We start from the raw sequence: 24,353 nt of genomic DNA on the forward strand, positions 1-24,353 counted from the left end.
CCATCCGCCCGGCGTGGCGGCAGGGGCTTTCAGTGGCCGTGCGGCCATTTGCGGTGAAATCGCACCCGTTGCTCCTTCCCGGATCAGAAAGGCCTTTGCATGACTTCCAGCACCCGTATCGAACGCGACACCTTCGGCCCCATCGAGGTGCCGGCCGACAGGCTCTGGGGCGCGCAGACGCAGCGCTCGCTGCAGAACTTCGCCATCTCGGGTGAACGACAGCCGCAGGAACTCATCCGCGCGCTGGCGCAGGTCAAGCGCGCGTCGGCCCGGGTCAACCACGCGCTGGGGCTGCTGGGCGCGGACAAGACGCGCGCCATCGTCGCCGCGGCCGACGAGGTGCTGCTGGGCGAGCACGACGACGAGTTCCCGCTGGTGGTCTGGCAGACCGGCTCGGGCACCCAGACCAACATGAACGTCAACGAGGTGCTGGCCAACCGCGCCAGCGAGCTGTTGGGCGGCGAGCGCGGCGAGGCACGGCTCGTACATCCCAACGATGACGTGAACAAGAGCCAGTCCAGCAACGACGTGTTCCCCACCGCCACGCATGTGGCCGCGGTGCAGGCGCTGGTGCACCGGCTGTTGCCCGCCATGGAGGAGCTGCGCGCCACCCTGCAGGCCAAGGCCGAGGCGTTCGACGACATCGTGAAGATCGGCCGCACCCATCTGCAGGATGCGACGCCGCTCACGCTGGGGCAGGAAATCTCGGGCTGGGTGGCGCAGCTTGCCCATGGGGAGCGCCACGTGCGCGCGGCGCTGCCGCACCTGCATGAACTGGCCCTGGGCGGGACGGCCGTGGGCACGGGCCTGAATGCGCCCGAGGGCTACGCCGAACGTGTGGCGCAGGAGCTGGCCCAGTTCACCGGCCAGCCCTTCGTGACCTCGCCCAACAAGTTCGAATCGCTCGCATCGCAGGACGCGCTGGTGCATGCCCACGGCGCGCTGAAGACGCTGGCGGCCAGCCTCACGAAGATCGCCAACGACGTGCGGTGGCTGGCCAGCGGCCCGCGCAGCGGCATCGGCGAGATCACCATCCCTGAGAACGAGCCCGGCTCGTCCATCATGCCCGGCAAAGTGAACCCCACGCAGTGCGAGGCGCTGACCATGCTGTGCGCCCAGGTGCTGGGCAACGATGTGGCCATCAACATCGGCGGGGCCAGTGGCAACTTCGAGCTGAACGTGTTCCGCCCGCTGGTGGCGCACAACTTCCTGCAGAGCGTGCGGTTGCTGGCCGATGGCATGGTGAGCTTCAACGAGCACTGCGCCGTGGGGATAGAGCCCAACCGCGCGCGCATCGCGGAGCTGGTGGAGCGCTCGCTGATGCTAGTGACGGCGCTCAACCCGCACATCGGCTACGACAAGGCCGCGGCGATTGCCAAGAAGGCGCACAAGGAAGGCAGCACGCTGCGCGAGGCCGCGCTGGCGCTGGGCCACGTGACGCCCGCGCAGTTCGATGAGTGGGTGGTGCCCGCCCGGATGGTGGGACGCTAGAGATTCGGCGAGCGCGGGGGCGTGCGCCGCGAGAGGGGAGCGCCTTACTCGTCGCCTCGGCCATCCGCGGCGGCCTGGTCCACCAGCGTCTGCAGGCCGGTGGCGTCCAGGATCTCGATGCCGCGGGGGCGCACGCTGATCAGGCCCTCGCGTTCCAGCCATTTCAATTCCACGTTCACGCGCTGGCGCGAGCCGCCGAGCAGGCAGGCCAGCTCGTCTTGCGCCAGCGACAGGCCCAGCGGCACGCTCTCGCCCGGCTCGGTGCGCTGCGGGCCGAAGCGCTGCAGCAGCTGTAGCAATTGCTTGGCCAGGCGCGCGCGCAGCGGCAGCGTGGCCATGTCTTCCATCATGCAGTACAGCGACCGCATGCTCCATGCCTGCAGCGTGAGCAGCGCCTCGCCGAACGAGGGATGCTCCTGCAGCAGCGTGCGGAAGGTGGGTTCGGGCACGCTCAACAGCGTGGTGGGGCCATGGGCATGCGCGTCGTAGGTGCAGGGACGGCCGTAGAGCACCTCGGCCTCACCCACCCAGATTCCGGGCTCCACATAGGCCAGCGTGACCAGCTTGCCGGAGGGCGTGGTGCGTTGAAAGCGCAGCGCGCCACTGGCGCAGGTGAACCATTCGCGGATGGGACGGCCCTGCTCGACGATCAGGTCGCCGTGTGCGTGGCGCGTCACATGGCCCAGGCGGAAGATGTCGTGCCGCAGCGAGGGCGAGAGGGTGGAGAACCAGGGGCTGCGGTCCAGGGCCTCGCGCTCGCGCGCCGACAACAGGGGACGTTGCAGCGACACGTCGGCACAAAAGCGCAGGGGAGCGGGCATGGTGGTTCGTCGGTGAGGGCGCCGGGCGCGGGAACAGAGGCTGCGGCATTCTAGGCGCCGTCACGCTCGGTAACAAACCCTTGTCCCCACCCGGCGTAGGCCGCTGTGGCTGCCCGGGTGCGTTTAAAGCAAAAAGTGCCCTAAAGGCGCTTGTGGTAAGCGCAAACAGCTATTAAAAAAGGAGCTAGCTCAGTCCTGAGCGTCCTGAGGCGCCGCGGGTGGGTCGAAGGCAAAGCCCACGCCATAGACCGAGCGTATCCAGTCGTGCCCGGCGGGGTCGGCGCTGCGCAGCTTGCGGCGCAGATTCTTGATGTGGCTGTCCACGGCGCGCTCGTTGGGCTCCTGCGGCGAGTCCGGGTAGGCGTGCTGCAGCAACTGGGCGCGCGACAGCACGCTGCGCGGGTGTGCCAGCAGGGTGCGCAGCAGATGCCATTCGCGCGGTGTCAGCGCCACGAGGGTACCGTGCAGCGTGGCTTGCAGCTGGGCCTCGTCCAGCACCAGCGCGCCGTAGGCCAGCTCCGCCTGCGCGGCGGCCTGGGCCAGCGGTGCGCGCCGGCGCAGCACGGCCTTCACGCGCGCCACCACCTCGCGCGGCGAGAAGGGCTTGCAGATGTAGTCGTCCGCGCCCAGTTCCAGGCCGATGAGGCGGTCCACCTCTTCCACGCGGGCAGTGATCACCACGATGGGGTTGTCGGTGTGGCGGCGCGCCTGGCGCAGCACCTCCAGCCCGTCGATGCCGGGCAGCATGACGTCCAGCAGCGTCAGGTCCGGCGGCTGGGGGGCGGTCAGGGCCTGCAGGGCCGTGCGGCCGTCAGCCGCGTGCTCCGGGGCGTAGCCCGCGTGGCGCAGGTAGTCCAGCAGCACGTCGGCAATGTCCTGCTCGTCCTCCACGACGAGGATGCGTGCGGGCGTGGTCATGGCGAGGGGTTCTCCAGTAGAGGCAGCGTGAGGGTGATGCGCAGGCCGCCCAGAGGCGAGGCGCTGGCTTCGATCTGGCCGCCGTGCGCCTGCACGATGGTGCGGCAGATGGCCAGGCCCAGGCCCGAGCCGCCCAGGTCGCCCGAGGCGCGGCGGCGCGAGGCCTCGGCACGGTACAGGCGCTCAAACAGGTGCGGCAGCTCGTGCGGCGCCACGCCGGGCGCCGTGTCGTCCAGGCGCAGCGTGAGGCGCGGCGAGCCGCCATTGCGCAGCACGCAGGCCGACACCTGCAGCTGCCCGCCGGGGTCGGTGTAGCGCAGGCTGTTTTCCAGCAGGTTCAGGAACACGCGGTGCAACTGCTGTGCGTTGCCGTGTACCTGCAGCGGCTGCTTGGCGAGCGTGGCCAGGTCTGGCGCGGCCTGCAGGGCGACACCCGTCTGGTCGAAGCGCGACTGCATGCCGGCCATGGCCTCGCGCAGCAGCGCGAGCGGCTGCACGGCGCTCATGACGGGCGGGGGCTGGTCGCCTGCCATGTCCACGCTGGCGCGCAGATCGCCCACGAGCTGGATCAACCGCATCACCTGGCGGTGCAGGCGGCGCGCGGTCTTCTCGTCGAACGGGCGCACGCCGTCCTGCACGGCCTCGATCTCGGCGCGCATCGCGGCCAGCGGCGTGCGCAGTTCATGCGCGGTGTCCCCGATCCACTGGCGGCGCGAGGCCTCGACGCTCGCAAGCTGCTCCGCCATGGCGTTGAAGGTGTGGATCAGGCGGGTGAATTCCTCGCTGTCGGCCTGTTCGGGCACGCGGGTGTGCAGCTCGCCTGCCGCAATGGCCTGCGCGCCGGTCACCAGCGTGTCGATGGGGCGCAGCCAGCGCCGCGCCAGCCACCAGGACAGCAGCAGTGCCAGCGCCAGGCCCGTCACGCCGCTCCACACCACGAAACCGAGCTGCTTGGACAGAAATGCGCGGTCCGCATCGCGCTCCAGCCCGTCAAGCGGCGCCAGCACCAGGTGGCCGATCAGGCGCCCCTCGCCGTCGCGCAGCGCGGTCCGCGCACCGCCGGGCACGGGTGCGGCGCCGGCCACCACGCGGCCCTGCCCATCCACCACGCCCAGGCGGCGCGACAGCGCATCCACCGGTGGCGGGGCCGTGCCGGACGTGACCTGGGGTAGCAACAGGGGCTCGGGCGCAGGCACGGGAGCGGGTCCGAAGGTCGGCATCTGGACGTTGCGCGGGCGGCGCAGCTCGCGCCACAGGCCGGGCTGCTCGCGCAGTGTCTGCCAGCCGCCCTGCTGTTCATACGCGGCCTGCAGGCGGAACACCAGCCAGTCCATGCGCGCCAACTCCACCTCGGCCACGTAGGGGCCCAGCCCCCGCTGCAGCCCCAGCAGCGAGAAGCCCACGAACAGCACCAGCATCACGACCAGCAGCGCCGACAGGGCCGCAAAGGCCTTGCCTTGGAGGGTGAGACGCGGAAGTTGCATGAAGTGGGGAGCCGCTTGACCGTGGTGAACCGCCGAGGATGGCATGGCCGGGCCACCCCCGGGGCCTGGCCGCGGTGGCACGAAGCGCGCCAAATGCAACCAATGGCAACGCCTCGCCCGCAGGCATGGGCGGGGCGAAAGCCCGCCCCGCCCGATTCTGGTGCTACTTAAAAGATAGCTGTTCGCGCATGAGGGACGGGCGTTGTCTCCTGTTTTTATGCAAATTGTTGCAAAAGCACCCGTCAGCGGGCCGCGGCCAGCGCCTGCTGCACCCAGCCGTCAAAGGTCTTCTGGTGTGCCTTGATCCAGCCGTTCACATGGCGTTCGATGTCGGCGGCCTTGTTCTGGCCCCGGCTCATCAGGTGGTTCTGGGCGTTGATGTCGGCCACGGGCAGCTGCATCACTTCGAACAGCTTGGCGGCGGCGGGGTTGGCCTCGGCCCAGGCCTTGTTGGCCACGATCTGCTGCTGGTTCACCACGAAGCCGTAGTTCTTGCCGTTGGGCAGGCGCGTGTCCAGGCCTTTTTGCTCACCGGGCAGGGAGGAAAAGGGCACTTCCAGCCAGACCACGTCCTTGCCGGGCTTGAGCTCGTTGCTCACCCAATAGGGCGTCCAGGTGTAGTACAGGACGGGCTTGCCCGCGCGGTAGCGCGTGATGGTGTCGGCGATCAGCGCGGAGTAGGTGCCCTGCTGGTGCGTGACGGTGTTGCGCAGGCCGTAGGCGTCCAGGTGGTGCTCGATCATGGCCTCGCAGCCCCAGCCGGGCGTGCAGCCCGTCAGGTCGGCCTTGCCGTCGCCGTTGGTGTCGAACAGCTGGGCAATTTTCGGGTCCTTGAGCTGCTCGACGTTGGTGATGCCATGCGCGTCGGCGGTCTTCTTGTCGATCAGGTAACCCTGCGCCGCGTTGCCCGAGTAGGTGCCGCGCCGGTAGAGCTTCGCGTCGCCGCCGGCGTTCTTGTAATAGTCGGCATGCAGCGGGTTCCAGTGGTCGGCCATGAACGTGGCGTCGCCATTGCCGATGGCGATGTGGGCCGTGGGGTACTCCACCTCCTGGATGGGCTGCACGTCGTAGCCGAGTTTTTCCAGGCCCTTCATGACCAGCAGTGTCTGGAAGGTCTCCTCGGCGATCGAGCTCTTGAGAGGCAGCACCTTCACGCCCTTGCCGGGCAGGGCGGTGGGCTGGGCCAGCGCAGCGGTGGCGCCCAGCGCCAGGCCCAGACCCGCGGCAACCGCGGCCAACGGCGCGCGCAGGCGGCGGGCGAGGGCGGCGCATGCGCCGAAACGTGCAGTGTGTGTGGGAGAGGTCAGCGACAGAAGAGTCATCCGGGGTTTCCTTTCTGGTGGTGAACGGGAGTGGTGTCAGGCCGCGGAGTTGCGGGGGGTGGCAAGCGGGGCGGCTTGCGACGCGGGCGCTGCGGGCTTGCCGCGCACGGCGCGCAGCACCAGGCCCGCGGGGCCGGTGTGCCACCAGCGCGCACTGGCGCGCCGCGGCTGGCCCATGGCCTGGGTGAGGCGGTCCAGCACGATGGCCAGCAGCACGATCCCCAGGCCGCCCACGGTGGCCAGGCCCATGTCCAGCCGGCCGATGCCGCGCAGCACCATCTGGCCCAGGCCGCCCACGGCGATCATCGAGGCGATGACCACCATCGACAGCGACAGCATCAGCGCCTGGTTGATGCCGGCCATGATCGAGGGCATGGCCAGCGGCAGCTGCACCTTCCACAGCAATTGCAGGGGCGAAGCGCCATAGGCGCGGCTGGCCTCGATCAGATCAGGGCGCACCTGGCGCAGGCCCAGGTTGGTCAGGCGGACCAACGGCGGCAGCGCGAACACGATGGTCACGATCACGCCCGGCACGTTGCCGATGCCGAACAGCATCACCACCGGCACCAGGTACACGAAGGCGGGCGTGGTCTGCATGGCGTCCAGCAGCGGGCGCGTCCAGCGCTGTGCGCGTTCGCTGGCCGCCAGCACGATGCCCATGGGCAGGCCGATGACGACGCAGAACAACAGCGATGTGAGCACCAGCGCCAGCGTCACCATGGCGTCGGGCCAGATGCCCAAGAGCGCCACCAGCCCCAGCGACAGCGCCGCGCCCACGGCCAGGCCGCGGCCGGCGAACTGCCAGGCCAGCAGCGTGACCAGCGCGATGAGCGCGGGCGCGGGCACGGCCAGCAGCAGGTCGGTCACGCCGGTGAGCGTGGCGTCGATGGGCGCGCGCACCGCCTGGAAGAACGGGCGGAAGTTCTCCACCACCCAATGCAGGCCCTCGTTGATCCAGCCCTGCACGGGCAGGCCGTCCGTGGCGATCTGCTGCCACAGGCCGGCCAGGCCGGCGTCGGGCTCGGGCATCGGCGCCGCCGCGGCGTCAAGCCAGTCCGCGCCGGCCGCGGCATCGGTGCCGGCTGCGCCGCCGGCGCCCCACGGGTCGGCATCCGCCGGTTGCAGCGCCGTGTCGCCGGCCCAGGGGTCGCTGGCTTGTGCTTGCGCCTGAGCGGGCGCGGCGTCCGCGGGTGCCCAGGGATCGTCGATGGCGGCGGTCTCTTGCGTTGTGTCGTTCATGCGTGTCCTCTCCTTGGGTTGTTCTTAGCGGGGCGCTGCCACCGGCGTGCTGGCTTGCGCCGGGAAGTGGGGGTTGAGCTGGATGGGTGGCACCTCCGCCTGCGGCGGCGGCACGGGCGGCGTGTCGCGGTCCAGGAACTTCATCAGTGTGGTGCGGCTGATCACGCCCTGGTAGATGCCGTCCTCGTCCACCACCGGCAGCGGGCAGGGCGCACTGCTCATGGGGCCGAACAGGTCCGCCACCGGCGTGGAGGCATCCAGCGGCTGGGCATTGGGTAAGAAGGCGTGGTGCAGGCCCAGCGCGCCCTGGCGGCCGTGCAGCGCTTCGCGCAGCGACTGCGACGACACCACGCCCAGCAGGCGCTTGCGGCTGTTGAGCACGTAGGCGTGGTCGCGGTCCGAGTCCTCCAGCAGGCGCAGTGCCGCGCGGCAGCCGCGGTCGTCGTGCTCGGACACCACGGTGAGCGCCTGGCGCGCGATGTCGGCCGCCTTGAACACCGCCGCAGCGTCCACGCCGCGCACGAAGCTGCGCACGTAGTCGTTGGCAGGCGCGCGCAGGATCTCGTCGGGCGTGCCCACCTGCACCACGTGGCCGTCCTTCATGATGGCGATGCGGTCGCCGATGCGCATGGCCTCGTCCAGGTCGTGCGAGATGAAGACGATGGTGCGGCGCTTGATCTGCTGCAGGCGCAGCAGCTCGCTTTGCATCTCGGTGCGGATGATGGGGTCCAGCGCGGAGAACGCCTCGTCCATGAGCAGGATGGATGGGTCCGCGGCCAGCGCGCGCGCCAGCCCCACGCGTTGCTGCATGCCGCCCGAGAGTTCGTCGGGGTAGCTGGCGCCCCAGGCGCCCAGGCCCACCTGCTGCAGGGCCTCCTGCGCTGCCTGCTGGCGCTCGGCACGGTCCACTCCGGCGAGTTCCAGCCCGAAGGCGGCGTTGTCCAGCACCGTCATGTGCGGCATCAGGGCGAACGACTGGAACACCATGCTGATGTCCTTGCGCCGCAGCGCGCGCAACTCGCGGTCGCCCAGACGGTTGATGTCTTGGCCGTCCACCAGGATGCGGCCGCTGGTGGGCTCGATCAGGCGGTTGAGCATGCGCACCAGCGTGGACTTGCCCGAGCCCGATAGGCCCATGACGACGAAGATTTCGCCGGCCTCGATGGTGAAGCTGGCATCGAACACGCCGATGGAATGGCCCGTGCGCTCCAGGATCTGCTGCTTGCTCAGGCCCTGCTGCACCAGGCGCAGCGCTTCCTGCGGCGTGTCGCCGAAGACCTTGAAGACATGGTCGATGATGATTTGCTTGGCCACCGTGTGGGTCCTTCCTCGGTTGTGACGGGTTGAACGGGCCCCTGCCGCACCAATGGCGGCAGGAACGCAAAGGCCAAAGCGACACACGACCCCGATGCGGCGTCCCCGCGAGGGCACGCGCGTCGCCAATCGACGGGCGCGGCCTGCAGGGCCGGGAAGAGGGCGGACACGAAAAGTGACCAGATCGGCCCGAATGGCACGCGAACGGTGCGCAAGGGCCTGGGTGCGCGGCGCAAGAGGTCTGGCTGAGGACTTGCGCAGTCACGCGGATGCCGTGCGCCGCGCATTGGCGGCAGGGCACCCTGGGGCATCAGGGGCGAATACTTCGGCCTGTGTGCCAGGGCCGCCAGCAGTGGGAGGCGCGTTGGCACGGGGCGCTCTCGGGCAACGCAGCCACAAAGAGCGAATTACCTGCGTGGCAGGTTGTAAAACACCGTGAAAGTATAGTTATTCGGTGTTTTTTAGTCAAAAAACGGGTTTTTTGATTTGTGCTATTTCGCGCGTGGACGGACGGCGGGCTCGCCGGTTGCTGCAAAATTAATAGCTGCTCGCGCTTGCTGCATGGGCGCTAGAGGGCTTTTCAAGCAAAAAACCCATGGAGCGCGGGCGTTCCATGGGTTTGCGGGCGATTGGCCGGGTGCCCGGCCGCATGCCTCAGTGCTTGTCCTCGGAAGTGTGCAGCAGCCGGTCGGTGAGTGCGATGGCCAGCGCGCTGAACAGGAAAGTGACGTGGATGATGGTCTGCCACATCAGCACCTTCTCGCTGTAGTTGGCGGCGTTGATGAAGGTCTTGAGCAGGTGGATCGAACTGATGCCGATGATCGACAGGCCTAGCTTCACCTTGAGCACCGAGGCGTTCACATGGCCCAGCCACTCGGGCTGGTCGGGGTGGCGGTCCAGGCCAAGGCGGCTCACGAAGGTCTCGTAGCCCCCGACGATCACCATGATGAGCAGGTTGGAGATCATCACCACATCGATCAGCGCCAGCACCACCAGCATGATCACCGTCTCGTTGAGCGAGGTGACGGGCGTGTCCGGCTTGTAGCCGATGCTGGTGATGAGCGCCTGCAGCGCGGCCTCGTGGCCGAAAGCCGCTTCCACCAGGTGCCACAGTTCCAGCAGGAAATGCCAGACATAGACGCCCTGGGCGGCGATCAGGCCCAGGTACAGCGGCAGTTGCAGCCAGCGGCTGGCAAAGATCAGGGCAGGCAGGGGGCGCAGCGGGGCGTTTGCCATGTGGGCGGAATGGGGGGAAGGGGAAGTCATGGTGACGGGAAATGCGTCGGGAAGGTGAGGCGCGCGATTTTAGGGGCAGCCCGTTTCGCCCCGAAGACATGCCACCGTCAGGCATTTCACGCATGCCAGGGCATGGCGCTGGAGCGCTGCCGTATGCTGTGGCGCTCCGTCAGTGGCCTGTAAGTACCAGGGCTGAAAGTACCACCCAAAATTCTTAGCTTCAGGAGACAAACCCATGAGTGCATCGTCCAATGCCATCGAATCCGTATTGGTGGAGAACCGCGTCTTCCCGCCTGCCGATAGCGTGGTGAAGGCGGCCCGCGTGTCGGGCATGGCCGGCTACGAGGCCCTGTGCGCCGAAGCCAACAAGGATCCCGAGGGCTTCTGGGCGCGCCTGGCGCGCGAGCACCTGCAATGGACCAAGCCGTTCACGCAGACGCTGGACGAGTCCAAGGCGCCGTTCTACCAGTGGTTTGCCGACGGCGAGCTCAACGCCAGTGCCAACTGCCTGGACAAGCACATGGGCACGCCGGTCGAGAACAAGGCCGCCATCCTCTTCGAGGCCGACGACGGCACCGTCACCCAGGTCACTTACCGGCAACTGCTGGAGCGCGTGAGCCAGTTCGCCAATGCCCTGAAGGCGCACGGCGTGCAGCAGGGCGACCGCGTGCTCATCTACATGCCGATGGGCGTGGAAGGCGTGGTGGCCATGCAGGCCTGCGCGCGCATCGGCGCCACGCACAGCGTGGTGTTCGGCGGTTTCTCTGCCAAGGCGCTGAACGAGCGCATCATCGATGCGGGTGCCGTGGCGGTGATCACGGCCAACTACCAATTGCGCGGCGGCAAGGAACTGCCCCTGAAGGCCATCGTGGACGAGGGTCTGTCCATGGGCGGCTGCGACAGCATCAAGAATGTCTTCGTATACCAGCGCACGGCCACGGCCTGCGACATGGTGGCGGGGCGTGACAAGACCTTCTCCGAGATCCTGGCCGGGCAGAGCACCGAATGCCCACCCACGCCCGTGGGCGCGGAGCATCCGCTGTTCATCCTCTACACCAGCGGCTCCACGGGCAAGCCCAAGGGCGTGCAGCACAGCACCGGCGGCTACCTGCTGTGGGCCAAGGTGACGATGGAGTGGACCTTCGACATTCGCCCCGACGACGTGTTCTGGTGCACGGCCGATATCGGCTGGATCACGGGCCACACCTACGTGGCCTACGGCCCGCTGGCTGCGGGTGCCACGCAGGTGGTGTTCGAGGGCGTGCCCACGTACCCCAACGCCGGGCGCTTCTGGCAGATGATCGAGCGCCACAAGGTCACGGTGTTCTACACGGCGCCCACCGCCATCCGCTCGCTCATCAAGGCGGCCGACTCCGACGAGAGCGTGCACCCCAAGAACTGGGATCTGTCGAGCCTGCGCATCCTGGGCAGCGTGGGCGAGCCCATCAACCCCGAGGCCTGGATGTGGTACTACCGCCATGTGGGCGGCGAGCGCTGCCCCATCGTGGACACGTTCTGGCAGACCGAAAACGGCGGCCACGTCATCACCCCGCTGCCGGGTGCTACACCGCTCGTGCCGGGTTCGTGCACCTTGCCGCTGCCGGGCATCCAGGCTGCCATCGTCGATGAAACCGGCAAAGACCTGCCCAACGGCGCGGGCGGCATGCTCGTGATCAAGCGGCCCTGGCCCTCGATGATCCGCACCATCTGGGGCGACCCCGAGCGCTTCAAGAAAAGCTACTTCCCCGAAGAGCTGGGGGGCACCACCTACCTGGCCGGCGACGGCGCCGTGCGCAGTGCCGACCGTGGCTACTTCCGCATCACGGGCCGCATCGACGACGTGCTGAACGTGTCGGGCCACCGCATGGGCACGATGGAGATCGAGTCCGCCCTGGTCGCCAAGACGGACCTCGTGGCTGAGGCCGCCGTGGTGGGCCGTCCCGACGACCTGACGGGCGAGGCGATTTGCGCCTTCGTGGTGCTCAAGCGCTCGCGCCCCACGGGCGAGGAGGCCAAGCAGATCGCCACCGAACTGCGCAACTGGGTCGCCAAGGAGATCGGCCCCATCGCCAAGCCCAAGGACATCCGCTTCGGTGACAACCTGCCCAAGACCCGCAGCGGCAAGATCATGCGCCGCCTGCTGCGCTCGATCGCCAAGGGCGAACCCATCACCCAGGACACCAGCACCCTGGAAAACCCCGCAATCCTGGATCAGTTGGCGCAGTCCAACTGATGCAGGAGGCGCCGCAAGGCGCCGGCGCGCAGCGCTTGCGGGGTTGGACGGCACTCATATCTGCGCAGCAGATGTGATGTGCTGGCAAAAACATTGGATCAGTTGGCGCAGTCCAACTGATGCAGGAGGCGCCGCAAGGCGTCGGCGCGCAGCGCTTGCGGGGTTGGACGGCACTCATATCTGCGCAGCAGATGTGATGTGCTGGCAAAAACATTGGATCAGTTGGCGCAGTCCAACTGATGCAGGAGGCGCCGCAAGGCGCCGGCGCGCAGCGCTTGCGGGGTTGGACGCACTCCTATCTGCGCAGCAGATGTGGAGTGCCGGCAAAACCCGCATCCGTGGGCCCAGCCCAGCGGGTGAAGGGGTGCCGCGAGGCGTCGGCGTCCAGACTTTGCAGACCCAAGCCGCTTCTTGCCAGGCGGCTTTTTCATTTCGGGCGAAGCAGCTTTGAACCCTGGCGTTGTAGGAGCAGGGCGCAAATACCGGGTTGGGCCATGACGGGCATGCCGCCATGGGGTACAACCCGCGCATTGGCCGCACATCCCGTGGGTTGAAAACAGATAGCGGTCCAGCTGGCCATCAGGAGTCCCTTGCATGAAGCTCAAAACCCTCATCCTTTTATTGATCGTCGTGGCCATCGGTGCGTTGGCAGCACTCAATTGGGCGACGCTCTCGGTGCCTACCGTCGTTTCATTGGGCGTGGCCACGGTGCAGGCGCCCCTGGGGCTCATCATGCTGGGGCTGACCGTCCTGCTGGGGGCCTTTTTCTTGGCCTATGTGCTGACGCTGCAGGGCTCCGTGCTCATGGAGACGCGCCGCCATGGCAAGGAGATGGCGGCGCAGCGCGAACTGGCCGACCGGGCGGAGGCATCGCGTTTCACGGAGCTGCGCCAGTTCCTGGAAACCCAGCACCGCACGGGCTACGACGCCCTGATGGCGCGCCTGGACGCGCTGGAGGCGCGCCTGAGCGCGCGGGCGCAGGAATCGGACAACATCACTGCCGCCTACGTGGGACAGTTGGAAGACCAATTGCACCGCCGGGGCGAGCCGAAAGCCGTGCAGCCCGTGCCGCCGGTGCGCACGGAGCCGGAACTCAGGCTCTGACGGCCCTTGCGCCATAAAAAAGGCCGCAGGGCGTGAGCGCTGCGGCCTTTTTGCAGGGCGCGCCGCGAAGGCGCTTTCCCCTCTGGATTACTTGAGCGACAGGACCCATGTCGCCAGCTTCTTGGCGTCGGCGGCGTTCACCTGGGCGTTGGCGGGCATGGGCACGGGGCCCCACACGCCGGAACTTCCCTTCATGATCTTCTCGGCCAGCTTGTCTGCGGCGCCTGCTTGGCCCGCGTATTTGGCGGCAACGTCCTTGTAGGACGGGCCCACCAGCTTCTTGTCCACGGCGTGGCAAGCCATGCAGTTCTTGGAGGTTGCCAGGGCCTGGTCGGCGAATGCAGGGGCTGCAACCGACAGCGTCATGGCGAGGGTGATCAGTGTGCGCTTCATCGCGGGGTTTCCTCTAGGGTTGGGGTACATTTAGCCTTCAATGGGATTGTAGTGTTCGCCGTTGACGGGCTCCAGGCCAAAGCTCGCGCGGCACCAAAGGATGTGACCATGTATGCGCTGCTTTTAGGCATCTTGTTGATACTTCTCAAATATCTGGAGATCGGCCCTGTGGCGAATTGGTCATGGTGGTGGGTGTTGTCTCCTTTTGCGGTAGCTGCGGCCTGGTGGGCCTGGGCGGATGCCACCGGCTACACCAAGCGCAAGGCCATGGAAAAGATGGACCAGCGCCGCAAGGACCGCATCAACAAACAGAAGGAATCCATGGGCATGGGTCCGCGCCGACCGCGCTGAGGGCTTCTTCCCTGTCCAGACAACCCGCAGCGGTGCACGCGCCCTGCGGGTTTTTCTTGGGCGGTGATGGCGCAGCAATGATCCTGTTTTGATAGCTGCTGGCGCTTATTGGATAAGCGTTTGCGGCATTTTTCATGAAAAGTCATCCAGCACCGCACCCTTGCTGGCGCTGGAGGCGTTGAAGGCAAACTTGGCCTGCACGCCCCGCATGTAGCGCGGCGTGGGTGGCTGCCAGGCGGCGCGGCGCTGTGCCAGCGTGGCGTCGTCCACGTGCAGCTGCAGCAGCAGTTGGTGGGCGTCGATGGTGATCGTGTCGCCCTCATGCACCAGCGCAATAGTGCCCCCCGCAGCCGCCTCGGGCGCGACGTGGCCCACCACCATGCCCCAGGTGCCGCCCGAGAAGCGCCCGTCGGTGATCAAGCCCACGCTCTCGCCCAGGCCCGCACCGATCAGCGCGCCCGTGGGGGCCAGCATCTCCGGCATGCCCGGGCCACCCTTGGGGCCGAGGTAGCGCAACACCATCACGTCGCCCGCGACGATCCTGCCGTCCAGGATGGCCTGCAGCGCCGACTGCTCGTCGTCGAACACACGCGCGGGCCCGGTGATGACGGGGTTCTTCAGCCCGGTGATCTTGGCCACGGCGCCTTCGGGACTCAGGTTGCCCTTGAGGATGGCGAGGTGCCCCTCGCGGTACAGCGCCTTGTCGATCGGGCGAATCACGTCCTGGTCCGGCCGTGGAGCGTCGGGTACGTCGGCCAGGGTTTCGGCGATGGTTTTGCCGGTGATGGTCATGCAGTCGCCGTGCAACAGGCCGGCATTCAGCAGCACCTTCATCACCTGGGGAATGCCGCCCGCGCGGTGCAGGTCGACGGCAAGGTACCGGCCGCTGGGCTTGAGGTCGCAGATCACGGGGACCTTCTTGCGCATGCGCTCGAAGTCGTCGATGGACCACTCCACACCCGCCGCGTGCGCGATCGCCAGGAAGTGCAGCACCGCGTTGGTGGAGCCGCCCGTGGCCATGATCACGGCCACGGCGTTCTCGATGGCTTTGCGCGTGACGATGTCGCGTGGCTTCAAGTCCTTGCGGATGGCCTCGATCAGCACCCGGGCGGATTCGCGGGCCGAGTTCATTTTCTCGTCGTGCGGATTGGCCATGGTGGAGGAGTAGGGCAGGCTCATGCCCAGCGCCTCGAAGGCCGAGGACATGGTGTTGGCCGTGTACATGCCGCCGCACGAGCCCGTGCCCGGGATGGCGTGCTGCTCGATGTCCTTGAGTTCCTGGTCGGTCATCCTGCCTGCCGCGTTCTGGCCCACGGCCTCGAACACACTCACGATGTTCAGGTCTTGCCCCTGCCAGCGGCCCGGCAGGATGGTGCCGCCATACACGTAGATGGCCGGCACGTTGGCGCGCAGCATGCCCATCAGGCCGCCGGGCATGTTCTTGTCGCAGCCGCCGATCACGACCACGCCGTCCATCCACTGGCCCTGCACGCAGGTCTCGACGCAGTCGGCAATCACCTCGCGGCTCACCAGGCTGTACTTCATGCCCTCGGTACCCATGGCCATGCCGTCGCTGATGGTGGGCGTGCCGAAGACCTGGGCGTTGCCGCCCGCTTCCTCGATGCCTGCGATGGCCGCGTCGGCCAGGCGTTGCAGGCCGCTGTTGCAGGGCGTGATGGTGCTGTGCCCGTTGGCCACGCCCACCATGGGCTTGGCGAAGTCGCCCTCCTGGTAGCCCATGCCGTAGAACATGGAGCGGTTGGGCGCGCGCGCCTTGCCCTGCGTGATGTGGGCGGAGCGGCGGTTCAGCGGCAGCGGGTCGGTCATGGCGGGTCCTGCTTCTGCGGTGGCGAGACGGCCGAGTGTGGACGCCGCCGCAGCGGCTGTCCATGCGGGTGAATGCGGGGCCAGGGCGCCAACGTGGGTACCGGGGCTACGACATAATCAAACGGTTTTGCCTAGGGCGGGGCTCAAGAGGTTTCCGCTGCGGCGCGCGCAGGCCCCCAAGCGCACGGGCCCATCGACTTTCCTGAGCCACTCATCTCCCGCAACCACGATGCCCGCATACCGTTCCAAGACCTCCACCGCCGGCCGCAACATGGCAGGGGCCCGCTCCCTGTGGCGCGCCACCGGCATGAAAGACGCCGATTTCTCCAAGCCCATCATCGCGGTGGTCAACTCGTTCACCCAGTTCGTGCCCGGCCATGTGCATCTGAAAGACCTGGGCCAGCTCGTGGCGCGCGAGATCGAGGCCGCCGGCGGCGTGGCCAAGGAATTCAACACCATCGCCGTGGATGACGGCATCGCCATGGGCCACGACGGCATGCTGTATTCGCTGCCCAGCCGCGACATCATTGCCGACAGCGTGGAATACATGGTGAACGCGCACTGTGCCGACGCCATGGTCTGCATCAGCAACTGCGACAAGATCACCCCCGGCATGCTCATGGCCGCCATGCGGCTGAACATTCCGGTGATCTTCGTCTCCGGCGGCCCCATGGAGGCCGGCAAGGTGCAGCAGACCGTGCCCGGCACCAGCACCATCCAGATCAAGAAGCTGGACCTGATCGACGCCATGGTGATGGCCGCCGACGACAAGGTGAGCGACGCCGACCTGGCCGAGGCCGAGCGCAATGCCTGCCCCACCTGCGGCTCCTGCTCGGGCATGTTCACCGCCAACTCCATGAACTGCCTGACCGAGGCGCTGGGCCTGTCCCTGCCCGGCAACGGCACCGTGGTGGCCACGCACGCCGACCGCGAGCAGCTGTTCAAGCGCGCGGGCCGGCGCATCGTGGAGCTGGCGCGCCAGCACTACGAACAGGGCGACGAGCGCATCCTGCCGCGCTCGGTCGGCTTCAAGGCCTTCGAGAACGCGATGACGCTGGACATCGCCATGGGCGGCTCCACCAATACCATCCTGCACCTGCTGGCGATCGCGCAGGAGGCCGGCATCGACTTCAGCATGGCCGACATCGACCGCCTGTCGCGCAGCGTGCCGCAGCTGTGCAAGGTGGCACCCAACACCGACAAGTACCACATCGAGGACGTGCACCGCGCCGGCGGCATCTTCGCCATCCTGGGCGAGCTGGAGCGTGCGGGCAAGCTGCACACCGACGTGCCCACCATCCACGCACCCACACTGGGCGAGGCGCTGGCGCAGTGGGATGTGACGCGCACGCAGGACGAAGCCGTCCAGACGTTCTACAAGGCCGGCCCCGGCGGCGTGCCCACGCAGGTCGCCTTCAGCCAGAGCGTGCGCTGGCCCAGCCTGGACCTGGACCGCGCCGCGGGCTGTATCCGCTCCGCGGAGCACGCCTTCAGCAAGGAAGGCGGCCTGGCGGTGCTCACCGGCAACATCGCCAAGGACGGCTGCGTGGTCAAGACCGCGGGCGTTCATGAATCCATCCTGGTCTTCGAAGGCCCGGCGCATGTGGTCGAAAGCCAGGACGAGGCGGTGGAGAACATCCTGGCCGACAAAGTGAAGGCCGGCGACGTGGTGGTGGTGCGCTACGAGGGCCCCAAGGGCGGCCCCGGCATGCAGGAAATGCTCTACCCCACGAGCTACATCAAATCCAAGGGCCTGGGCAAGGCCTGCGCGCTGCTGACCGACGGGCGCTTCTCGGGCGGCACCTCGGGCCTGTCCATCGGCCACTGCTCGCCCGAGGCGGCAGCCGGCGGCGCGATCGGCCTGGTGCGCGACGGCGACCGCATCCGCATCGACATTCCCAACCGCACCATCAACGTACTGGTGAGCGACGAGGAGTTGGCCCAGCGCCGCGCCGAGCAGGACGCCAAGGGCTGGAAGCCCGCCCAGCCACGTCCGCGCAAGGTCTCGGCCGCGCTCAAGGCCTATGCCAAGCTCGTGACGTCGGCCGACAAGGGCGCGGTGCGCGACGTGTCGCTGCTGGACTGACGTGGTGCGGTGCACGCCCATGCCGGGCGTGCGCTCCTGATTTATGAGCTGCTCGCGCTGGATGGAAGCAATTTAGAGGGGCATTTGAGCTTCAAATGTCCGTACGGCCAGCGCCAACAGCTCTTTTTGTTGTAGCAACGGAATGCCATCGCCCATGAACGAGTTCCAGCAACGCATCGCAGCCAGCTTCGCGGCACAAGGTTTGATGGCCACCCTCGGCGCCCGGCTGGCGCTGGTGGTGGAGGGTGAGGTGCATATCGAGATGCCGTTTTCCACCCACCTGTCGCAGCAGCAGGGCTTCGTGCACGCCGGGGCCATCACCAGCATCGTGGACAGCGCCTGCGGCTACGCGGCGCTGACCCGCTCGCCCCCCGGCTGCGAGATCGTCACGGCCGAATTCAAGACCAACTTCATGCGGCCCGCCATGGGGACGCGCTTCCTGGCCGTGGGCAAGGTGCAAAACGCCGGGCGCATGCTCACCGTGTGCACCGGCGAAGTGCGCGCGTACACGGGCGACGGGCCCGACTACAAGGTGGTGGCGTTGATGCAGGCCACCATGGTCAACGTGCCGGCCGGCGCCTGAGAGCGCCGCAGCCTCACGAGCCCGAAGGGCCGCCCGCCTGGGTCTGCAGGTAGTTGGGCAGGCCGATCTTCTCGATCAGGCCGAGCTGCTTTTCCAGCCAGTAGGCGTGGTCTTCCTCGGTGTCGCGCAACTGGGCCAGCAGCATGTCGCGGCTCACGTAGTCGCGGTGGGATTCGCACAGGGCCATCGCGGCCTTCAAGCGGGCCTGCACGGTGTATTCGGTGTCCAGGTCCTTGCGCAGCATCTCCTGCGCGGACTCGCCGGGCGTGAAGTCGTGCGGGCGCATATCGGGGCGCCCGCCCAGCATCAGGATGCGGCGCAGGATGGCGTCGGCATGCTGGGTTTCCTCCTCCATCTCGTGACCCATGCGCTCGTACAGGCGGGTGAGGCCCTGGTCCTCGTACTGGCGGGAGTGGATGAAGTACTGGTCACGCGCGGCCAGCTCGCCGCGCAGCAGATCCTTGAGGCAGTCGATGACTTCCGGGTGGCCTTGCATGTTGTTGTTCTCGTGGGGGTGGTGATGGCGTGAGTATCCGGCGCCTTGCGCGCCGGTTCAATGGCGGCCGTCAATTCCCGGGCGCGGGCGCCCTGGATGCGGGCCGTACGCAGGCGCATTCTCATCCTGGCAGCGTTGGACGGGCGCGGGCGTGTCACGGCCCTGCGGCACAATGCCCGCCATGCTGATGTACCCCCAAATCGACCCCGTGGCCCTGCAGGTCGGGCCTTTGTCCATCCACTGGTACGGCCTGACCTATCTGGCCGGTTTTGCGCTGTTCATGTTCCTGGGCATGCGCCGCCTGAGCCACCAGCCCTACGCATCCCTGCGTGGCGACCAGGCGTGGTCGCGCAAGGACGTGGAGGACATCCTGTTCCTGGGCGTGCTGGGCGTGGTGGTGGGCGGGCGGCTGGGGTACTGCCTGTTCTACAAGCCGGGCTACTACCTGAGCCACCCGCTGGAGATCTTCTACGTGTGGCAGGGCGGCATGAGCTTTCACGGCGGGTTGCTGGGCGTGATCGGTTCCATGCTGTGGTTTGCGCATTCGCGCCGCAGGCCCTGGCTGCAGGTGGCCGATTTCGTAGCGCCCTGCGTGCCCACGGGGTTGGCGGCCGGGCGCATCGGCAACTTCATCAACGGCGAACTGTGGGGGCGCTTCGCGCCGCAGGATCTGCCCTGGGGCATGGTGTTCCCGCAAAGCGGCTCCATGCTGCCGCGCCATCCGTCGCAGATCTACCAGTTCCTGCTCGAAGGCCTGCTGCTGTTCGTGCTGCTGTGGCTGTACGCCCGTCAGCCACGCAAGCGTGGCGAGGTAGCGGCGGCGTTCCTCGTGGGCTATGGCGTGCTGCGTTTCACGGCCGAGTATTTCCGCGAGCCCGACAGCTTCCTGGGCCTGCTGTCGCTGGGCATGAGCATGGGGCAGTGGCTGTGCATCCCGATGGTGGCGGCCGGGGTGGCGATGTGGGTCTGGGCGCAGCGGCAGGACGCTCCTGAGGGATTTGCATAAAAGAAGGCGCCAGCGCTTGTCCAGCAAGCGCTGGCAGCTCTCATTTTTGATTGTTCCTTGCGGGCGGCGCGGTGGCGGAGTGTTGCCGCGTTGCGTCAATATGCTCCGCTAGGGATAGTCCCCATCCCGGCGGCTTGGCATGCTTTCATAATTATTGAAAATTACGCGAAATGATGCAGTTTCGCGACCACTTGTGTGCCATTCGTGACGTCATAACGCCTGCCGCCCATTCACCATGCGCCGTCCGCCTGCCAATTCCCTGCACCACCAGGCCGCCGAGATGCTGCGTCAGCAGATCTTTGCGGGCGAACTGGCGCCGGGCAGCTTCGTGGACGAGGCCGCGCTGTGCGAGCGGCTGGCCGTGTCGCGTACGCCGCTGCGCGAGGCGCTCAAGGTGCTGGTGGCGGAAGGGCTGCTGCGCCATGAGCCGCGCCGCGGCTGCTTCGTGGCCGAGATCACGGAGCGCGATCTGCAGGAGATCTTCCCCGTGATCGCGCTGCTGGAGGGCCGTGCGGCCTATGAGGCCACCGAGCACGCAGGCCCCGCCGACATCGACGCGCTGCAGGTGCTGCACCAGCGCCTGCAGGACCATGCCGAGGCGGGGCGCATCACCGAATACTACGAAGCCAACTACGCCATCCACGAGGCCTTCATCACCCTGGCGGACAACCGCTGGCTGGCCCAGGTGATCGGCGACCTGCGCAAGATCCTGCGCCTGGCGCGGCACCAGACGTTGCAGGTGCCCGGCCGGCTGCAGCAGAGCCTGTCGGAGCACCGGCAGGTGTTCGCCGCACTCCAAAAGGGCGACGCCGCCGCGGCCGAGCAGGCCATGCGCAACCACCTTCTGGCGCAGCGCGACGCGCTGCGCGAGCTTGCACGCAACCACCCCTCACGGATCACACCATGAACGCCGCCTCCACCTGGATCTCGCGCAACGTGGACCGCCTGCGGTCCGCAGACAGCAAAGCCGCCAGCAAGAACAAGGACAAGGACGGCGCAAGCGCCGCGTCGCCCAAGCCTGCGGCCGAACGCTCCACGCACGAGCGCCTGCAGGCCACGCTGCGCAGGAGCGGCGAGGCGCTGTCGCCCCGCGTGCTGCGCCGGTTGCTGACCGACCTGCAGGAAGTGGTGGCCCCGCGCGTGAGCGAGATCGAAGGCGGGCGCCGCGCGCAGGCCATTGCCGCGTGGTACGCCGAGGCCACGCCCGAAGAGCGGCGCGACCTGTGGTTGCTGATGTGCGAGCAGTTCGCGCCCGATGCCACGCGTTTCAAATCGGCCCAGCAGCGCTACGAGGCCGCCGCCGGCACCGACGATGCGCCCCAGGCCGAAGCCCACCTGCGCCGCGCCATGGTGTCGCCGCGTACACGGCTGCTGCAGCGCTTTGCGGTGTTTCCGGCAGGCATGCGCTTCCTCGTGGACTTGCGCGCCGAGCTGCTGCCCCTGCTCAAGAGCGACAAGCGCCTGCTGCCGCTGGACGCGGAGCTGGAGCAATTGTTCTCCACCTGGTTCGATGTGGCGTTCCTCGAACTGAGGCGCCTGTCGTGGGATTCGCCCGCCTCACTGATCGAAAAGCTCATCAAGTACGAGGCGGTGCACGACATCCGCAGCTGGGCGGACCTGAAGAACCGACTGGACAGCGACCGCCGCTGCTACGGGTTCTTTCACCCCCGCCTGCCCAATGAGCCGCTGATCTTCGTGGAGGTGGCGCTGGTCAACGAGATTTCGTCCAGCATCACCCCGCTGCTGGACGAGGCCGCCGAGGCCGCCGACATCCAGCGTGCCACCACGGCGATCTTCTACTCGATCAGCAGCACGCAGACGGGGCTGCGCGGCGTGAGCTTCGGCGATTCGCTCATCAAGCACGTGGCCGAGACGCTCACGCAGGAATTCCCGCGCCTGCGCACCTTCGCCACGCTCTCGCCGATCCCGGGCTTTCGTTCCTGGCTGTCCAAGAACTGCGCCGCGCAGCTGGAGCAGCTCGACGAGAAGCGCCTGGCCGAACTGGGCCGCGCCGTGGGCTTCGAGCCGCCGCAGGCCGCGCATGTGCTGGCCGCGGCCGACAAGGCGCTGGAGCTGCCGCCCAAGTCACCCGTGCGCCAGCTGCTCATGCAGTGCGCGGCGCGCTACCTGGGACGCGAGCTGCACGACGGCAAGCCGGTGGACCCGGTGGCGCGCTTTCACCTGGGCAATGGCGCGCGCGTGGAGCGGTTGAACTGGGCGGGTGACCCGTCGGCCAAGGGGCTCAAGCAGTCCTTCGGGCTGATGGTCAACTACCTGTATGACCTCAAGCGCATCGACAAGCACCACGGCCTGCTTGCGCAGGGGCGCGTGCCCGTGTCGGGCGATATCGACAGCCTGTGCCGTGACTGACGGCGCGCTGCCTCGGCGCCAGCGGGCGCGGCGGGCCTTGTATGCTCGCGCCCAGCTGCCCTCGGCGGCCTTGGCCGAGCGGGCGCGCCGCGCCTGAGCACCTGCCAACCCACCCTTTTCACAACAGAAAGACAGGAGACAACGCCATGCGAGAGAGAGAGAACTTGAGCCAGATCGCCACCGCCACGCTGCAACGCCGTGACATGCTGCGCGCAGCCGGCGCTGCGGGCCTGGCGCTGGCCACGGGCGGTGCCTGGGCGCAAGGCGCCAGCGGCTGGCCGACCAAGCCGGTCAACATGGTGGTGCCGTTCCCCGCGGGCGGCGGCACGGATGCCTTTGCGCGCCCATTGGCTGCGCAGTTTGCCAAATCCACGGGCAAGACGCTGGTGATCGACAACCGCGGCGGCGCGGGCGGCACCGTGGGTGCCAGCGTGGCGGCCAAGGCGCCAGCCGATGGCTACAACCTGTTCATGGGTGGCGTGCACCATGTGATTGCACCGTCCATGTACCCCAAGCTGGACTACGACCTGGAAAAGGACTTCGTGCCGCTGGCCTTGGTGGCCAACGTGCCGCAGGTGCTGGTGGTGAACCCGCGCAACGTGACGGCCACCAACATGAAGCAGTTCATGGACTTCGTGAAGGCCAACCCCGCCAAGCTGAACTATGCGTCGGCCGGCTCGGGCACCTCGCACCACCTGGCGGGCGAGCTGTTCAAGCTGCAGACGGGGACTTTCATCACCCACATCCCCTATCGCGGCGCGGGCCCTGCGCTGCAGGACCTGATCGGCGGCAACGTGGACATGCTGTTCGACGGCCTGGGCTCGTCGGCCTCGCACATCAAGGGCGGGCGCATCAAGGCGCTGATGGTGTCGGGCTCCAAGCGCAACCCGGCCTTCCCCGACGTGCCCTGCGCGGCAGAGGTGGGCCTGCCGGACTACACCGTGTCCACCTGGTATGGCCTGTGGGCGCCCAAGGGCACGCCGGCCGATCTGCAGGCGCGCATCGTCGAGGAGATCCGCAAGCTCGGCCAGGCCGAGGAGCTCAAGGCCATCTGGGCCGGCAACGGCGCGGAGTTCGGCACGCTGTCGCAGGCGGACTTCGCCAAGATGGTCAGCAGCGAGATCAAGCGCTGGGCGCAGGTGGTGAAGGCCTCGGGCGCCAAGCTGGAGTGATGTAGCCCCCCACTGCGGCGCCCCTCCAGTGGCGCCGCCTCCACCCCCACGAAGAGAGTCCGATCGCATGCCAGGTGAAGTTGTCGCGGCCATGGCCGCAGGAGAGGCCGCCGGCCGCGGCGTGGTGCGCGTGACGCTGCGCCACGAGGGCCGGCTCAACGCCATGTCGCGCGCCATGTGGCGCCAGTTGCGCACGGTGTTCCAGGACATCCAGCGCAGCGATGGCGTGCGCTGCGTGCTCATCGAGGGGGCAGGGGAGGCGTTCTGTGCGGGGGGGGATATTTCCGAGTACCCCGCCTTTCGCTTCGACCCCGCGCAGCTGCGCGACTTCCACGAGAGCGATGTCTGGGGCGGGCTGGCGGCCATGCTGGACTGCGACGTACCCATCGTCGCGCGCATCGCAGGCGCCTGCATGGGCGCGGGCGTGGAGATCGCCAGCTGCTGCGACATCCGCATTGCCGCTGCCGGCGCGCGTTTCGGCGCGCCCATCGCCAAGCTGGGCTTTCCGATGGCGCCGCGCGAGGCTGCCTTGGTGGCGGGCGCCGTGGGCGACGTGACGGCGCGCCAGATGCTGTTGGAGGCGGCCACCTTCAGCGCCGCCGAGATGGCGCAGCGGGGCTTTCTGAGCCGCGTGGTCGACACCGAGCAGCTGGATGCGCAAGCCCTGGGCACGGCGCTGCGCATCGCAGCCTTGGCGCCCGGTGCGGCCCGGCTCAACAAGCAGACCTTGCGCGCTATACGGAAGAATGTGCCGCTAGCGCCCGACCAGCAAGCGCAAGCAGCTTCTGATTTGATAGCAAATAACGCACTGGCCGACCCCTACGCCTATGCCGACAGCGCCGAACACCGCGAGGGTATCAACGCCTTCCTGGCCAAGCGCGCTCCCGTTTTCTGAATCCTTTGTGTG

At 67.8% G+C, this 24,353-nt stretch carries 21 protein-coding genes; 11 read left to right on the forward strand and 10 right to left on the reverse strand.

The annotated features are described in order from the left end of the window. Window positions 1-99: 99 nt before the first annotated feature. Complete coding sequence (gene fumC, locus DTPSY_RS04845; protein ID WP_015912702.1) at window positions 100-1,491, forward strand: class II fumarate hydratase; 1,392 nt, start codon at window positions 100-102, stop codon at window positions 1,489-1,491. Between the two features lie 44 nt (window positions 1,492-1,535). Here fumC and DTPSY_RS04850 read toward each other — a convergent pair whose 3' ends face one another. The 7 genes from DTPSY_RS04850 to DTPSY_RS04880 all read right to left on the reverse strand — a co-directional run bounded on the left by DTPSY_RS04850 (window position 1,536) and on the right by DTPSY_RS04880 (window position 9,855). Next, complete coding sequence (locus DTPSY_RS04850) at window positions 1,536-2,312, reverse strand: Crp/Fnr family transcriptional regulator (RefSeq protein ID WP_011804494.1); 777 nt, start codon at window positions 2,310-2,312, stop codon at window positions 1,536-1,538. Window positions 2,313-2,501: 189 nt separating this feature from the next. Beyond that, the gene (locus tag DTPSY_RS04855; protein ID WP_015912703.1) at window positions 2,502-3,230 is read right to left on the reverse strand and encodes a response regulator; all 729 of its coding nucleotides are present in this window, start codon (window positions 3,228-3,230) and stop codon (window positions 2,502-2,504) included. Continuing rightward, complete coding sequence (locus DTPSY_RS04860) at window positions 3,227-4,714, reverse strand: ATP-binding protein (RefSeq protein WP_015912704.1); 1,488 nt, start codon at window positions 4,712-4,714, stop codon at window positions 3,227-3,229. The genes DTPSY_RS04855 and DTPSY_RS04860 overlap by 4 nt, the downstream gene beginning before the upstream one ends. 242 nt (window positions 4,715-4,956) lie before the next feature. Beyond that, on the reverse strand, window positions 4,957-6,036 hold the full coding sequence (gene proX, locus DTPSY_RS04865) for a glycine betaine/L-proline ABC transporter substrate-binding protein ProX (RefSeq protein WP_015912705.1): 1,080 nt from the start codon (window positions 6,034-6,036) through the stop codon (window positions 4,957-4,959). A gap of 36 nt (window positions 6,037-6,072) precedes the next feature. Continuing rightward, window positions 6,073-7,275 carry a glycine betaine/L-proline ABC transporter permease ProW gene (gene proW / locus DTPSY_RS04870; protein ID WP_015912706.1) on the reverse strand — a complete coding sequence of 401 codons (1,203 nt, stop codon included), beginning with the start codon at window positions 7,273-7,275 and terminating at the stop codon, window positions 6,073-6,075. 24 nt (window positions 7,276-7,299) lie between these two features. Then, window positions 7,300-8,589, reverse strand: coding sequence for a glycine betaine/L-proline ABC transporter ATP-binding protein ProV (gene proV, locus DTPSY_RS04875; protein ID WP_015912707.1), 1,290 nt, complete (start codon window positions 8,587-8,589; stop codon window positions 7,300-7,302). Window positions 8,590-9,243: 654 nt separating this feature from the next. Further along, entirely contained in the window at window positions 9,244-9,855 is a 612-nt protein-coding gene (locus tag DTPSY_RS04880; RefSeq protein ID WP_049760593.1) for a TIGR00645 family protein, read from the reverse strand. Between the two features lie 205 nt (window positions 9,856-10,060). Between DTPSY_RS04880 and acs the strand changes: the two genes are divergently transcribed. Next, entirely contained in the window at window positions 10,061-12,058 is a 1,998-nt protein-coding gene (acs, locus tag DTPSY_RS04885) for an acetate--CoA ligase (protein WP_015912709.1), read from the forward strand. A gap of 594 nt (window positions 12,059-12,652) precedes the next feature. After that, window positions 12,653-13,162: a hypothetical protein gene (locus tag DTPSY_RS04890; protein WP_015912710.1), complete on the forward strand. Its 510-nt coding sequence runs from the start codon at window positions 12,653-12,655 to the stop codon at window positions 13,160-13,162. A gap of 87 nt (window positions 13,163-13,249) precedes the next feature. Here DTPSY_RS04890 and DTPSY_RS04895 read toward each other — a convergent pair whose 3' ends face one another. Then, window positions 13,250-13,555 (reverse strand): c-type cytochrome, encoded by a 306-nt coding sequence (locus DTPSY_RS04895; protein WP_011804504.1) that lies wholly within the window; start codon window positions 13,553-13,555, stop codon window positions 13,250-13,252. A gap of 108 nt (window positions 13,556-13,663) precedes the next feature. Between DTPSY_RS04895 and DTPSY_RS04900 the strand changes: the two genes are divergently transcribed. Then, window positions 13,664-13,906, forward strand: coding sequence for a TIGR04438 family Trp-rich protein (locus tag DTPSY_RS04900; protein WP_011804505.1), 243 nt, complete (start codon window positions 13,664-13,666; stop codon window positions 13,904-13,906). 132 nt (window positions 13,907-14,038) lie between these two features. Here DTPSY_RS04900 and ilvD (DTPSY_RS04905) read toward each other — a convergent pair whose 3' ends face one another. Continuing rightward, complete coding sequence (ilvD, locus tag DTPSY_RS04905; RefSeq protein WP_011804506.1) at window positions 14,039-15,733, reverse strand: dihydroxy-acid dehydratase; 1,695 nt, start codon at window positions 15,731-15,733, stop codon at window positions 14,039-14,041. Between the two features lie 229 nt (window positions 15,734-15,962). Between ilvD (DTPSY_RS04905) and ilvD (DTPSY_RS04910) the strand changes: the two genes are divergently transcribed. Beyond that, window positions 15,963-17,819: a dihydroxy-acid dehydratase gene (gene ilvD, locus DTPSY_RS04910; RefSeq protein WP_015912711.1), complete on the forward strand. Its 1,857-nt coding sequence runs from the start codon at window positions 15,963-15,965 to the stop codon at window positions 17,817-17,819. 154 nt (window positions 17,820-17,973) lie between these two features. After that, the gene (locus DTPSY_RS04915) at window positions 17,974-18,402 is read left to right on the forward strand and encodes a PaaI family thioesterase (RefSeq protein WP_015912712.1); all 429 of its coding nucleotides are present in this window, start codon (window positions 17,974-17,976) and stop codon (window positions 18,400-18,402) included. A gap of 13 nt (window positions 18,403-18,415) precedes the next feature. Here the strand turns inward: DTPSY_RS04915 and bfr are convergent, their stop codons facing one another. Next, window positions 18,416-18,898, reverse strand: coding sequence for a bacterioferritin (bfr, locus tag DTPSY_RS04920; RefSeq protein ID WP_011804509.1), 483 nt, complete (start codon window positions 18,896-18,898; stop codon window positions 18,416-18,418). Window positions 18,899-19,079: 181 nt separating this feature from the next. Here bfr and lgt point away from each other — a divergent pair, with 181 nt between their 5' ends. The 5 genes from lgt (at window position 19,080) to DTPSY_RS04945 (ending at window position 24,341) form a co-directional block, all read left to right on the forward strand. Further along, window positions 19,080-19,904, forward strand: a complete 825-nt coding sequence (gene lgt / locus DTPSY_RS04925; RefSeq protein ID WP_172206531.1) for a prolipoprotein diacylglyceryl transferase — start codon at window positions 19,080-19,082, stop codon at window positions 19,902-19,904. Between the two features lie 235 nt (window positions 19,905-20,139). After that, a complete protein-coding gene (locus tag DTPSY_RS04930) occupies window positions 20,140-20,811 on the forward strand; it encodes a GntR family transcriptional regulator (protein WP_011804511.1) in 672 nt (223 codons plus the stop codon). After that, on the forward strand, window positions 20,808-22,274 hold the full coding sequence (locus tag DTPSY_RS04935) for a malonyl-CoA decarboxylase (protein ID WP_015912713.1): 1,467 nt from the start codon (window positions 20,808-20,810) through the stop codon (window positions 22,272-22,274). The genes DTPSY_RS04930 and DTPSY_RS04935 overlap by 4 nt, the downstream gene beginning before the upstream one ends. A 146-nt stretch (window positions 22,275-22,420) precedes the next feature. Then, a complete protein-coding gene (locus DTPSY_RS04940) occupies window positions 22,421-23,446 on the forward strand; it encodes a Bug family tripartite tricarboxylate transporter substrate binding protein (protein ID WP_015912714.1) in 1,026 nt (341 codons plus the stop codon). A gap of 67 nt (window positions 23,447-23,513) precedes the next feature. Beyond that, window positions 23,514-24,341, forward strand: a complete 828-nt coding sequence (locus DTPSY_RS04945) for an enoyl-CoA hydratase/isomerase family protein (protein WP_041838800.1) — start codon at window positions 23,514-23,516, stop codon at window positions 24,339-24,341. The last annotated feature ends 12 nt before the right edge of the window (window positions 24,342-24,353 follow it).

Origin of the sequence: [Acidovorax] ebreus TPSY (assembly GCF_000022305.1) — a bacterium.
Classification (GTDB): domain Bacteria; phylum Pseudomonadota; class Gammaproteobacteria; order Burkholderiales; family Burkholderiaceae_C; genus Diaphorobacter; species Diaphorobacter nitroreducens.

Excerpts from the sequence above, each read along its gene's own strand:
- fumC (WP_015912702.1), top strand. The coding sequence starts at position 100 with ATGACTTCCAGCACCCGTATCGAACGCGACACCTTCGGCCCCATCGAG.
- DTPSY_RS04850 (WP_011804494.1), bottom strand. The coding sequence starts at position 2,312 with ATGCCCGCTCCCCTGCGCTTTTGTGCCGACGTGTCGCTGCAACGTCCC.
- DTPSY_RS04855 (WP_015912703.1), bottom strand. The coding sequence starts at position 3,230 with ATGACCACGCCCGCACGCATCCTCGTCGTGGAGGACGAGCAGGACATT.
- DTPSY_RS04860 (WP_015912704.1), bottom strand. The coding sequence starts at position 4,714 with ATGCAACTTCCGCGTCTCACCCTCCAAGGCAAGGCCTTTGCGGCCCTG.
- proX (WP_015912705.1), bottom strand. The coding sequence starts at position 6,036 with ATGACTCTTCTGTCGCTGACCTCTCCCACACACACTGCACGTTTCGGC.
- proW (WP_015912706.1), bottom strand. The coding sequence starts at position 7,275 with ATGAACGACACAACGCAAGAGACCGCCGCCATCGACGATCCCTGGGCA.
- DTPSY_RS04880 (WP_049760593.1), bottom strand. The coding sequence starts at position 9,855 with ATGACTTCCCCTTCCCCCCATTCCGCCCACATGGCAAACGCCCCGCTG.
- acs (WP_015912709.1), top strand. The coding sequence starts at position 10,061 with ATGAGTGCATCGTCCAATGCCATCGAATCCGTATTGGTGGAGAACCGC.
- DTPSY_RS04890 (WP_015912710.1), top strand. The coding sequence starts at position 12,653 with ATGAAGCTCAAAACCCTCATCCTTTTATTGATCGTCGTGGCCATCGGT.
- DTPSY_RS04895 (WP_011804504.1), bottom strand. The coding sequence starts at position 13,555 with ATGAAGCGCACACTGATCACCCTCGCCATGACGCTGTCGGTTGCAGCC.
- DTPSY_RS04900 (WP_011804505.1), top strand. The coding sequence starts at position 13,664 with ATGTATGCGCTGCTTTTAGGCATCTTGTTGATACTTCTCAAATATCTG.
- ilvD (WP_011804506.1), bottom strand. The coding sequence starts at position 15,733 with ATGACCGACCCGCTGCCGCTGAACCGCCGCTCCGCCCACATCACGCAG.
- ilvD (WP_015912711.1), top strand. The coding sequence starts at position 15,963 with ATGCCCGCATACCGTTCCAAGACCTCCACCGCCGGCCGCAACATGGCA.
- DTPSY_RS04915 (WP_015912712.1), top strand. The coding sequence starts at position 17,974 with ATGAACGAGTTCCAGCAACGCATCGCAGCCAGCTTCGCGGCACAAGGT.
- bfr (WP_011804509.1), bottom strand. The coding sequence starts at position 18,898 with ATGCAAGGCCACCCGGAAGTCATCGACTGCCTCAAGGATCTGCTGCGC.
- lgt (WP_172206531.1), top strand. The coding sequence starts at position 19,080 with ATGCTGATGTACCCCCAAATCGACCCCGTGGCCCTGCAGGTCGGGCCT.
- DTPSY_RS04930 (WP_011804511.1), top strand. The coding sequence starts at position 20,140 with ATGCGCCGTCCGCCTGCCAATTCCCTGCACCACCAGGCCGCCGAGATG.
- DTPSY_RS04935 (WP_015912713.1), top strand. The coding sequence starts at position 20,808 with ATGAACGCCGCCTCCACCTGGATCTCGCGCAACGTGGACCGCCTGCGG.
- DTPSY_RS04940 (WP_015912714.1), top strand. The coding sequence starts at position 22,421 with ATGCGAGAGAGAGAGAACTTGAGCCAGATCGCCACCGCCACGCTGCAA.
- DTPSY_RS04945 (WP_041838800.1), top strand. The coding sequence starts at position 23,514 with ATGCCAGGTGAAGTTGTCGCGGCCATGGCCGCAGGAGAGGCCGCCGGC.